6 protein-coding genes are annotated in these 9328 nt (G+C 76.2%); 2 read left to right on the top strand and 4 right to left on the bottom strand.

Annotation, left to right across the window (positions count from 1 at the left end; translation table 11 throughout):
- On the bottom strand, positions 1-1478 hold a 1478-nt coding region (locus tag ACFVNO_RS29415), incomplete at its 3' end, for a hypothetical protein (protein ID WP_378897439.1).
- 347 nt (positions 1479-1825) lie between these two features.
- Positions 1826-2443, bottom strand: a complete 618-nt coding sequence (locus ACFVNO_RS29410; protein WP_355266232.1) for a YbhB/YbcL family Raf kinase inhibitor-like protein — start codon at positions 2441-2443, stop codon at positions 1826-1828.
- 254 nt (positions 2444-2697) lie between these two features.
- Here ACFVNO_RS29410 and ACFVNO_RS29405 point away from each other — a divergent pair, with 254 nt between their 5' ends.
- Positions 2698-6324, top strand: a complete 3627-nt coding sequence (locus tag ACFVNO_RS29405; protein WP_378897435.1) for a BTAD domain-containing putative transcriptional regulator — start codon at positions 2698-2700, stop codon at positions 6322-6324.
- Positions 6325-6439: 115 nt separating this feature from the next.
- Here ACFVNO_RS29405 and ACFVNO_RS29400 read toward each other — a convergent pair whose 3' ends face one another.
- On the bottom strand, positions 6440-7270 hold the full coding sequence (locus tag ACFVNO_RS29400) for an ABC transporter permease (protein WP_220560156.1): 831 nt from the start codon (positions 7268-7270) through the stop codon (positions 6440-6442).
- Positions 7267-8223 carry an ATP-binding cassette domain-containing protein gene (locus tag ACFVNO_RS29395; protein WP_355266225.1) on the bottom strand — a complete coding sequence of 319 codons (957 nt, stop codon included), beginning with the start codon at positions 8221-8223 and terminating at the stop codon, positions 7267-7269. Before ACFVNO_RS29395 ends, ACFVNO_RS29400 begins: the two co-directional genes overlap by 4 nt.
- Positions 8224-8383: 160 nt before the next feature.
- Between ACFVNO_RS29395 and ACFVNO_RS29390 the strand changes: the two genes are divergently transcribed.
- Complete coding sequence (locus ACFVNO_RS29390; RefSeq protein ID WP_378897431.1) at positions 8384-8953, top strand: PH domain-containing protein; 570 nt, start codon at positions 8384-8386, stop codon at positions 8951-8953.
- The last annotated feature ends 375 nt before the right edge of the window (positions 8954-9328 follow it).

Raw genomic sequence — 9328 nt, 5'->3', positions numbered from 1 at the left:
GTGTCGTATTCGGGGCGGGTGTAGGACCCGGTGTCGTAGGCGGGGCGGGTGTGTTCGCCGGTCTCGTACTCGGGCCGCCGGGGCGCGCCGTAGTCCGGCCGCGCGTGCGTGCCGCTGTCGTAGGAGGACGTGCCGGTGTCGTAGGCGGGGCCGGGGTAGGCGGGGCGGGTGTGGGCGCCGCTGTCGTACTCGGGTCGGCCGTGGGCGCCGCTGTCGTATTCGGGGCGGGTGTAGGACCCGGTGTCGTAGGCGGGGCGGGTGTGTTCGCCGGTCTCGTACTCGGGCCGCCGGGGCGCGCCGTAGTCCGATCGCGCGTGCGTGCCGCTGTCGTAGGAGGGGCGGTCCGGGAGGCCGTGCGCCCCCGGGCCCGCCAGCGGGCCGGGCCGCCCCGGGGCGGGGAGGCCGCCGCCCAGCGGGTCGCCGGACACGCCCGGGCCGGCGCCGTAGCCGCCCGCAGGGCGCTGGTGGGAGCCGGTGTCCAGGCTCGACCAGATCGGCGATCCCACGTCGGAGCCGGAGGAGGGCGCGCGGTACCCGCCGCCCAGCGGGTCCGGGTCGTCGAGGCGCCCGCGGCCGCCCGTGCCACCGTCGTAGGGGGACGGGGAGGACGGCGCCGGCGTGTAGGGCGCACCGCCCGGGGCCGCGCCGCCCGCCGACGGCGCGCCCAGCGGGTCGCGCGTCGGGCCGCCGGAGCCCAGGGGGTCGCCGAGCGGGTCGGTGCGGGGCGCGGTCAGCCGGTCGGCCAGGGACGGGGAGTCCGGGGACGGGGTGGTCCGCACGTTCCAGGAACTGGAGCTGAGGGGGTCGTCCTCCCGCGCCGCGGGCGCGGCCTGGGCGGCCGGGGCGGGCTCCCGGACGGGCGGCGGCAGCTCGGCGCGCTCGGGACGCGGCGGCAGGGCCCGTCCGTCGTCGGGCGCCGGAAGGCCGTCGTCGTTGCGGCCCAGGCTGGCCAGCACCGCGAGGTCGGCGGACGGGTCCGAGGCGCCGGTGGCGCGCGGCAGCACCGTGGTGGCCCCGGGGGCGCCGGCCGGTTCGTCCTCGTAGTCCTCGTAGTCGTCCTCGTACTCGTACTGCGTCACGCTGGGCGCCCGGTCGTCCCCGCGCTCGTCCCGCTCGTCCCGGTCGTCGCGGCCGCCCCGGTCCCCGCGTTCGTCGTCGTCGCCCAGGCTCGACCAGAAGCCGCCGTCCTCGTCGTCGTCCCAGTCGTCCTCGCGCTTGCCCCGCCGGGGTTTGGGCCTGGGGCGCCGCTCCGCCCGCCCGGCCGGGCGCTGCCCGCGGCCGCGCCCCCGCGGGGCGCCGCGGTCGTCGTCCCCGCCGTCCCCCGGATCCGCGTCGTCCCCGCCGTCCTCGTCGTAGTCGTAGTCGTCCTCGTAGCCGTCGTCGCGCGATCCCAGGTTGAGCGCGCGCATGCCCAGCAGCAGGAGCAGCAGCACGGCCAGCACGACGACGATGGCGATGATGATGACGGTGAGGGTCATGGTTTTCGCATCTACCTTGGGGAGGTCGGCCGCGCGCCCGGATCCCTCCGGGACGGGCCCGGGTGGGGGCCGGTCGGAGCGGGGCGGCGGCCGCCTGGGCCCGCGGAGGGGCGGCCTGCGGAGCGGGAGGGGTGCAGGCGACTCCTGTGCGGTCTCAGGTCAGCGTGCCGCGCGGCGAGTGGACGGATAACGGTCATCTGAAAAGGGGCGGGGGCATGCCCCACTGTATGCGCTGTCGCGCCCTGTGTGCAGAGGGCGATGGGAGCTTCCTCGGGGAATCCGGAAAAGACCGGCCATCCCGGGATACCTGTGGGTGACCCGGGACGGTGCGCACGGGGCGGCCCGGATCACTCCGTGCCGGTGACCAGGGACCCCCGCGCGATCGCGCGGTCGGCGATCGCCTCCAGCGCCGAGGACAGCTCCGCGCCCTCGGGCAGGTCCAGCGGGGCGCTCAGCGCGTACACCGTGAACCGGAAGTTGTGCGGGTCGTCCTCCTCCGGGCACGGCGGCTGGTAGGCGGCCTCGCCCGTGCTGTTCAGCCCCTGGCGGGCGTCCGCGGGCACCGTGTTCTGCCGGAGTTCACCCGACTGCGGGTCCAGGTCGAAGAGCACCCAGAAGACCTCGGCGGCCTCGGGGTCGTCCACCACCACCGCGAGGGACTCCGTGTTCTCGGGCAGTCCCGACCAGCTCAGCGGCGGCGAGTACGACTCGCGCTCGCCGTCCTCGCCCGGCTCGGAGCCGACGCAGGTGAAGGGGTCGGGGAGCGGGCGGCCCTCCTGCATCATCGGGCTGACGACGTTGATGTCGTCGGGCACGTCCCCGTTCTGCCCGGGGGCGAACAGGCCGCAGCCGGTGGTCAGCGTCAACGCCGTCCCCGCCACCAGGGCGCCGGTGAGCGCGCCGGGGGAGGTGCGGGGCGCGCGCCGCGCCCCGGTCGTCCGGAGGGAAGGGAGGGCCGGGAACAATGTGGGACTCCTGCTGGACTCTGGAAAAGCGCGGAACGCCGTAGGGACGGGGCGTACCGCAGGACGGAAGCGGCCGCGGCGCGGCGTCCGGAACGGTCCCGGCGCCGGGCGCGGCGAGGGGCGTGCGCGAGCACCCGCACACGCTCCTCAGCGAACCTTACTGCGGACCCGAGCCGCCCGGGGCGACCCGTCGTGTCCGGCATCGCCCCTGTGGACGACGCCCCCCACCGCCCGCGGGGGGCCATGATGGAGGGGTGCGGTTCTCCATTCTCGGCCCCCTGCTGGTGCACGACGCCTCCGGGGAGCCCGTGACCATCGGCGGTGCCCGGTTGCGCACCCTCCTGGGCCTGCTGCTGCTCCGTCCCGGCCAGTGGGTGGCCGCCGACCACCTGCTCGAGTCCGTGTGGTCGGGCGCCCCGCCGGCCGGGGCGGCCAACGCCCTGCAGGCGCTGGTGTCCCGGCTGCGCCGGGCGCTGGGCGCCGGGGCGGCGGTGGAGGGCGGACCGGAGGGGTACCGGCTGGACGTGGCGCCGGACCGGGTCGACCTGTGCGTGTTCGAGGACCTGGTCCGCGCGGGCCGCGGCCACCGCGCGGCCGGCCGTCCCGGGCCCGCGCTCGCGGACCTGGACCGGGCGCTGGGGCTGTGGCGGGGCCCGGCCCTGGTGGACCTGACCGCCCAGGGGCTGGCCGAGGGCGTCGCCGCGCGCCTGGACCAGACGCACCTGACCGCCCGGGAGGAGCGGCTGGCGGCCCTGCTCGACCTGGGCCGCACCGCCGACGCGGTGGCCGAGGCGGGGGCCCTGGCCGGGATCGAGCCGCACCGGGAGCGGCCGGTGGAGCTGCTGCTGCGCGCCCTGGCGGCGGCCGGGCGCACCGCCGACGCGGTGGCGGCCTACGAGGGCTTCCGCGCCCGGCTGGCCGACGACGTGGGCCTGGACCCCTCCCCGCACCTGGAGGACGTCCACCTGCGCCTGCTCCGCGGGCAGCTGTCCGCCCCCGCGGACCCCGACGGGCCCGTCGGCCCGGGGCCCTCCGGCCGCTGGGGCTCCCCGGCCCCCGCCGGGCGGGGACACCGCGCCGCACCGGAAGCCGACGGTCCCGGTTCCTCGGAGGTTGCCCTCTCCCGCGACCTTCGGACCTCCGCCCCCGCAGACAATGGAGGTGCCCCGCCGGAAGCCGACGGTCCCGGTGCCGGTTCCTCGGAGGGTGCCCTCCCCCGGGGTCTCCGGGCCCCCGCCTCCGCAGGCGGCGGAGCCGCGCCGGAGGCCGACGGTCCCGGTACCGGTTCTTCGGAGTCGGCCCCCTCCCGGGGTCTCCGGGCCTCCGCAGGCGGCGGAGCCGCCGCGCCGGGCGGCGCCGGAACCGGCGGCGGCGCGGCGGGGGCGGTCGGAACGCCGCTGCACCTGCCGGTGCCGCTCACCGGGTTCGTGCCGCGGGCCGAGGTCGGCATCACCGTCGACCTGCTCGCCCACGGCCGCCTGGTCACCCTGACCGGCCCGGGCGGGGCGGGCAAGACCCGACTGGCCGTCGAGGGCGCCGCGGCCTTCGCCGCCGGGCACCCGGACCTGGCGTCCCGGGGTGCCTGGTTCGTCGAACTCGCCCCCCTCACCGACGGCGCCTCGCTGCCCGAGGCCCTCGCCGACACCCTGGGCCTGCGCGAGCACGCCCTCCTCCAGCCCCGCTCCGCCCCGCCCCCGCCGCCCGTCGAGCGCGTCGCCGCGTTCATCGCCGACCACCCCGTGCTCCTGGTCCTGGACAACTGCGAGCACCTCGTCGACGACGCCGCGCGCCTGGCCTCCCTGCTGCTGGAGCGGTGCCCGCGGCTGCGCGTGCTGGCCACCTCCCGCGAACCCCTGGGCACCCCCGGCGAGCACCTCCTGCCCGTCCCCTCCCTGCCCCTGCCGGCCGAGGACTCCCGCGCCTCCGAGGCCGCGGCAGCCCCCTCCGTCGTCCTGTTCGCCGAGCGCGCCCGCGCGGTCCGCCCCGGCTTCGCCGTCACCGACGACAACGCCCCCCACGTGGTGCGCATCGTCCGCGCCCTGGACGGCCTGCCGCTGGCCCTGGAGCTGGCGGCCGCCCGCCTGCGCGCGATGACCCCCGCCCAGCTCGCCGCCCGGCTCGACGACCGCTTCCGCCTGCTGGGGGGCGGCGTCCGCCACGCGCCGCGGCACAGCACCCTGCGCGCGGTCGTCGACTGGAGCTGGGAGCTGCTGGACGAGGCCGAACGCCGCCTGCTGCGCCGCCTGTCGGTGTTCGCCGGGGGCACGGACCTGGAATCGGTGGAACACGTCTGCGCCGACCCCGGCACCCCCGGCACGGTCGCCGGCCGCGACGTGTGGACCGTCCTGTTCGCCCTGGTCGACAAGTCCCTGGCGGTCGCCGAGGAGCCGCGCCGGGCCGACGCCCCACCGCGCTACCGGCTGCTGGAGACCGTCCGCGCCTACGCCGCCGAGCGCCTCGCCGACGCCGGGGAGGCCGCGGCCGTCCGCGACGCCCACGCCCACCGCGTCCGCGACCTGTGGAAGGAGGCCGACCCGCTGCTGCGCGGCCCCCGCCAGGCCGAGACGATCGCCCGGCTGCACGACGAGAACGACGGCTTCGCCGCGGCGGTGCGGTGGGCGGTGGAGCGCCGCGACGTCCCCCTGGTCCTGGACCTCATCGAGTACTCCCAGTGGTACTGGACCCTGAGCGACTCCTGGGAGCCGCTCGCCCGCTGGGCCGGCCAGGCCCTGGACATGATGGGCGACGCCACGCCCGAGGGGCGCGCCGTGGGCCGCGCCAGCTGCCTGTTCCACCGGGCGGCCGCCACCACGGACTCCCTCGACGACATCCAGGGGCATGTCCGGGCCATCGAGGAGGTGCTCGCGGGGGAGGGCCGCCTCCCGGAGGAGCACCCCCTGCTCGTCTACACCCTCATGTACCGGGCGATGACGGAGGACGGCCGGGGGGAGGCCCGGGACCGGATCGTCCGGGCCCTGGAACAGCCCGACCCGTGGATGCGGGCCATGGTGCGCATGATGCTGTCCCTGGTCGACATGCTCCAGGGCCGCTTCCGGACCTCCCTGGAGCAGGCGGAGACGGCGCTGGCGGAGTTCCGCGCCCTCGGCGACGTCTGGGGGGTGTGCCAGACCCTGGCCCAGGTGGTGGACGCACACCGCTTCGACGACCTCGAACGCTGCGAGGACATGCTGCGGGAGGCGGTCGCCCTGGCCGAGTCCCACGGGCTGGAGAGCATGGCGACGGTGTTCCGGGTGCGCCGCGTCCAGGTCCTCATCTTCCGGGGGGAGACGGCGGCGGCCCGTGCGGAACTGGACCTGCTGGCGGTGCGGGGGTGCCCCGCCCAGCCGGAGCACGCGGTGCTGGTACTGCTGGCCGAGGCCCAGTGGCAGCGCGAGGTGGGCGAGCTCGCGCGGGCCAGGGAGCTGGTGGAGCGGCTCCGGGTCACGATGGAGACGCTCGGCGGGTTCGCGCCCGCCTACGTCGAGGTCGGGGCGTGCGCGCTGGCGGCGACCATCTCCTGGGACGAGGGCGACCCGGCGCGGGCCCGCCGGGAGGCGGCGAGGTCGTGGTGGGGCGTCATCGGCACCATGGGACCGATCCGGGCGGAGCTGCTCGAGGTCCTGGCGGCCGTGTCGGCGGAGGAGGAGCCGCACCTGGCGGCCCGGCTGGTCGGGTGGGCGTGGGCGCTGCGCGGCGTCCCCGACGACACCGATCCGTACCTGGCGCACACCGTCGCGCGTCTCCGCGACAAGCTCGGCGCCCCGGAGTACGACCGCCTGGTCGAGGAGGCCGCGGCCCCGCCGCCGGACGAGGTGCTCGCCTCCGCCTCCCGGTGGCTGGCGGAGGCCGTCCCGGAGGAGGCCCCGGCCGACCGCCGCTGAGCCCGGGCCCCGGCGGGCCGGGGCGCCCCGGCCCGAGCGGCGGGCCGCGCGCCCCGGACGGTGCTGCCGCCCGGGCACGCGCCCTCCGTCGCGCCCGCGGCCCGGAGGGCGCGGTTCAGGTGCGGCGCCGGTAGGCCCACACCGCGGGTGGGAAGAAGACCGCGGTGATGATCGCCGCCCACACCAGCGTCCAGGTCACCGGCCCGGCGACGTCGCCGCCGATCATCAGCCCGCGCATGGCGTCCACGATGTGCGTCACCGGGTTGTTCGCGGCGATCACCCGCAGCCAGGACGGCATGCTCTCCGGGTCGACGAACGCCGAACTGGCGAACGTCAGCGGGAACATCAGGATCATGCCGAACGCCTGCACGGCCATCGGCGTGCGCACGATCATGCCGACGAAGGCCGACATCCAGCACAGGGCGAACGCGAACAGCAGCACCAGCGCCCCGGCGGCGACCACGCCCACCAGGCCGCCCTCGGGCCGGAAGCCGATGAGCACGCCCACCAGCAGCACCATCACCACCGTGATCGCGTACCGCACCAGGTCGCCCAGGATCGCGCCGATCAGCGGGGCCGACCTCGCGATGGGCAGCGAGCGGAACCGGTCGAAGATCCCCTTCTCCACGTCCTGGCTCAGCGTGAACCCGGTGCCCAGCGTCGCGAAGATGACCGACTGCGCCACGATGCCGGGCATCAGGAAGTCCCGGTAGGCCTGCCAGTCGCCCATGAGCGCCTGTCCGAAGACGAAGACGAACAGGGTCACGAACATGACCGGCTGGAGGATGAGCCCGAAGACCTCCTCGGGGTTGGCCTTGATCTTCAGGATGCTGCGCCAGGCCAGCTGGAGCCCGTTGCGGACGGTGGTCAGCGGCGTGATGTGCCGGGGGACGCGGGGCGCGTCCCCGGTCCGCGCCGACGGCTCCCGTGTCGTCACGGCGCTCATGCGGGCACCTCCTCGGTGTCGCTCTCGGCGGTGTGCCCGGTCAGGGCCAGGAACACCTCGTCAAGGCTGGGTTTGCGCAGGGACAGCTCGGCGACGGCGACCCCCTGCTCGTCCAGGCGGCGCACCACCTCGGGCAGCACGCCCGCGTCGGTGACGGGCACGCTGGCCACCAGGCCGTCCTGGGTGACCGGGGTGCTGGTGACCGCCTCGATGATCTTGGTGGCCAGCGGCAGCCGGCCGGACTCGACGGTGCGCAGCTCCAGGACCTGGCCGCCGGTCCGGTTCTTCAGCTCCTCCGGGGTGCCCCGGCTGATGACCCGGCCGTGGTCGAGCACCAGCAGGTCGTCGGCGAGCCGGTCGGCCTCCTCCAGGTACTGGGTGGTGAGCAGGACGGTGACCCCGTCGCCCACCAGGTCGCGGACCACGTCCCACAGGTCGTTGCGGCTGCGCGGGTCCAGGCCGGTCGTCGGCTCGTCCAGGTACAGCAGGGACGGCCGGCCGACCAGGCTGGCGGCCAGGTCCAGGCGGCGGCGCATGCCGCCCGAGTAGGTCTTGGCGGGGCGGCCGCCCGCGTCGGACAGCGCGAACCGCTCCAGCAGCTCGTCCGCCCGGGCCCGGGCGCCGGCCCGGTCGAAGCCCAGCAGCCGGGCGATCAGCGCCAGGTTCTGCACGCCGGTCAGCTCTTCGTCGACGGCGGCGTACTGGCCGGTGAGGCCGATCAGCCGGCGGACCTCGTGCGGCTCGCGCACCACGTCGAACCCGGAGACCTCGGCGTGGCCGGCGTCCGGCTGCAGCAGGGTGGCCAGGATGCGCACCGTCGTGGTCTTGCCGGAGCCGTTCGGGCCCAGGACACCCAGCACGGCCCCCGTCCTGGCGGTCAGGTCCACCCCGTCCAGGGCGCGTTTGCCCTTGAATTCTTTGACCAGGCCCTCCGCGCGTATGGCGTCTGTCATCCCACTCCTCCGTTCGCACGTTCGATGACCAGTCTCGTCGGCGGTTCTGACAGAACGCTGACATGCGGGACCGCACCACCCACACCCCGCTGACACCGCCGTTCCGCAACCGCTGACACGCAGGGGTTCGCGGCACCGGGGCGGCCCTAGACTCGAGTCCGTGAACGACACCCCGACCGACGCCCCACTGGATCCCTCCCCGCCGGAGGCGGAGCCCGCCACCGGACTGCGGCCGCCGGAGCGCAGGGTGAGCAGGCGCGCGATCGGCGTGTGGACGGTGCGCCTGCTGCTGGGCGGCCTGTTCCTCACTGCACTGCTGAGCGCGGGCGCGTGGGCGCTGACCTCCCTCGGATGGAGCTGGCCGCCCGTGTGGGTGCGCGAGTACGCCCCGTTCGTACCCGTCGTCTACGGTGTGTACGCCCTGCTCCGGGTGGCGGTGGTGCCCTCCTGGCGCTACCGGGTGCACCGCTGGGAGGTGACCGAAGACGTCATCTACACGCGCTCGGGGTGGGTGAGCCGGACCTGGCAGCTGGTGCCGGTGAGCCGCCTGCAGACGGTCGACCACACCCAGGGGTGGCTGGAACGCCTCTTCTCCGTGGCGACCCTGGAGGTGCAGACGGCCTCCTACGCGGGTTCGTCGACCATCGAGGGGCTGGACGCCGACGAGGCGCGCGGGCTGAGCGAGGAGCTGGCCGTGCGCGCCGGAACCCTGCGGGACGATGCCACGTGACCGACGGCACCGGTGACGACGACCGGACGACCCCGCACATCCCCGAGCCCCCCGGCCCTGCGCGCCCGGACCCGGACGCGCCCGTTCCCACGGATGCCCGCGCCCCGGAAGGCGCCCCCGAGGAGCCGCTCGTGTCCGACGATGCCCCCGGTTCCGCTGATGCCCCTGGGACGGGAGACGAGGCCGAGGACGCCGAGGGGCTTATGCCGCCGGAGGCGGAGGGCGCCGAAAGGACACCCGTGCCCCCTTCGGTGTCCGGCTCCGGTGGCGGTGCGACGCGCCCGAGGGCGGATGCACCCGGGGGTGTGCCCGGTTCCATGGAGGTTCATGGGGCTGGAGGCGCGGTCGAGGGCGCCGGGGGGCTTGTGCCTCCTG

The sequence above is a fragment of the Nocardiopsis sp. NPDC057823 genome (genome assembly GCF_042797335.1).
In the GTDB taxonomy this organism is placed as follows: Bacteria; Actinomycetota; Actinomycetes; order Streptosporangiales; family Streptosporangiaceae; genus Nocardiopsis; species Nocardiopsis changdeensis.
The sequence above is the reverse complement of the archived record's forward strand: the minus strand, read 5'-3'. Positions and strand labels throughout refer to the sequence as shown.